The organism is Caballeronia sp., assembly GCF_049581465.1.
Lineage (GTDB): Bacteria > Pseudomonadota > Gammaproteobacteria > Burkholderiales > Burkholderiaceae > Caballeronia.
The window spans coordinates 1-2,145 of record NZ_JBAUSA010001260.1; the positions used below are offsets into that span (position 1 = coordinate 1).

The window sequence follows — 2,145 nt, forward strand, 5'->3', positions numbered from 1 at the left end:
TCCAGGTCAGAGATGCACATGCTGGCTGCTCCGACAGCGAGGTTCGCCAGCATTGCTCCCTGCTAATGCTGTCAAAACTTAACTACGCGCTCCCTGAGCGAATTCGATAACTACCACGACTACAGAATCAGCTGAACGTTCACGACTGTGGCTTGCATTAGCGCTATCACTTTATATGAATCATCATCGGGTCCATATGCTCGAACTTCGCCAGTCGAGACCGTTAACATCCTACCGGCACTTTGCACTCTTCCTATCGCCAAAAACCGGTCGCCAAGCGCAGGCCTTAAAAAGTTAATTTTAAACTCGGCAGTGACCACTTCGTATCCCGGTGACGCTTTGGTTAACGCCGCATATCCACAGGCGCTGTCGACAACACTGGTGATTGCACCGGCATGCACATAGCCGTGCTGCTGCGAAAGACGCTTCGCGAAAGGCAGCGTAATGTGCACCTCGCCATCCGCAACAAGGGCCAGCTTCGCATCTAGCGTCGCCATAAGGCCCTGCGCGCTGAAGCTGGCATTGATTCGATCGTATAAGTCAGTCATTTGCGTGTCGTAGCCATAGATTGTGATTTGTCCGCCGGATAGGACTTTGCTCGATCAACAAGGACCCGGAAGCACCGATTTTCAGCGTCGCCGATTACGGTCTGGTGGGCGATCTGTTCACGACCGTGCCTGAATTCACCTCATCGTGAAGTTGATTTGAGACGGCGATATCAAATTACGCGGTTTCACTTCCATCTATCGATGAAGACTCCAGCAGTCGTTGGCAGCGGAACGGCGGCCATTGGGATAGCTCAATGTGCCGCTCTCGCGGGGTTTGAGGCGTACCTCCTGGATCGTGATCTCTCACAGCCGAAAAGGCGAAAGAGAAGATTGCGAGCACGTTATCGCGGCGAGTTATACAAGGCAAGCTCACCCAAGGTTTCAAGCGACTCCGCCCTGTTGCAGTGGCCGAAATTCGTTGAAAGCGCTTCAAGGCCTGCCCATCGCAACTTACCATTATCCCTACCCTCGACCATATAGCCAGACCCGTGGTTTTCGTCGCAGAATCCATTGCCGTCGGGGTGACCTCGGACGGCCTTCGCCGTGTCGTCCCGGTCGTTGACGGCTACTCGCAATCGCTAGGATCTAAAAGGCGCTCGGTATCGCAAGGGCCTGCCGATCAGCAGCAGCATCGCGAGCTGCGCTATGTCAGCGACGCCTTCGACATCGGCGTGCGCTCCGGGCACGAGCAGGGCGCCGGCCGCATCTCGCGCCCGCTGATGCCTGATGTGCGCTTGCCCGCGTGCAGCCCCGCGTTGCTTCGCTATCACCCAATTCATACGGTGGAGGATCTGCGCCATCACACCCTGCTCCACTCCACCAGTACGCGCACGGCCTGGTCGCACTGGCTGCGGGAGGCGGACGCTCCTCGCCTGCGGGCTGCACGTGATCTCGAGTTCGATCACGCTTATCTGCAGCTTGCCGCCGCCGTGGAGGGCCTGGGTGTCACGCTGGCATCGCTGCCGATGATCGGGCGCGATATCGCGGCTGGCCGACTGGTGTGTCCGATAGTGGCGCCGACCTGGCGTGCGATCGACTACGTGCTCGTAATCAACGCCGATCGGGCTACCGATAGAGCCGTCATGGCCCTTGAGCAATGGATCACGATGATGGCCGGGAGGGATCGAGAGCGACTTTAATCGACAACATCCACGGTTCCGACACACCATCCTACCGACGCTTATGGCAGAGCTCTCGCCCCGCGTAGACGACCAGAAATAGACCGATGAGTATGGCCGCTACGGCCAACGATTCATCTTGCCGTCCGGGTGGAACAGACGACGACGCATAAAACCAGAAACACACGCCGATTGCCGTCAAGACAATACCAAACACAAGCCCCCACACCGGCCCGGCCGTATCAGAGCTTGCTAATCTGTGGGACATTTTCATCGCTACACTCCCCCGTTCCGCGCAGTTGTTTCCTGATTGCCGCATCCTGCAAATTCTGCATTTGCATGCTCTGACGGTAGCGTACGCGGCCAAAAAGACAGCATCAACAGGCTAGATCCGCATTCGTTTGCGTCGGATGACCTGTCAAGACGGATAGGTGCCCGGGCGTTTCACTCATATATTTGACGCCCGAATGACCGAAGTG

General features: G+C 57.0%; 1 protein-coding gene and 2 pseudogenes. 2 read left to right on the plus strand and 1 reads right to left on the minus strand.

From position 1 onward, the window contains the following. Positions 1–119 precede the first annotated feature (119 nt). Complete coding sequence (locus tag WCA53_RS30575) at positions 120–548, minus strand: PaaI family thioesterase (protein ID WP_423920272.1); 429 nt, start codon at positions 546–548, stop codon at positions 120–122. Positions 549–592: 44 nt separating this feature from the next. On the opposite strand from WCA53_RS30575, the pseudogene WCA53_RS30580 reads away from it, so the two are divergent. Next, positions 593–697: pseudogene (locus WCA53_RS30580) on the plus strand (electron transfer flavoprotein subunit alpha/FixB family protein); the annotation flags it as partial. Between the two features lie 483 nt (positions 698–1,180). Then, positions 1,181–1,687 (plus strand): annotated as a pseudogene (locus WCA53_RS30585) (LysR substrate-binding domain-containing protein); the annotation flags it as partial. Positions 1,688–2,145: the final 458 nt, after the last annotated feature.

Excerpts from the sequence above, each read along its gene's own strand:
- WCA53_RS30575 (WP_423920272.1), bottom strand. The coding sequence starts at position 548 with ATGACTGACTTATACGATCGAATCAATGCCAGCTTCAGCGCGCAGGGC.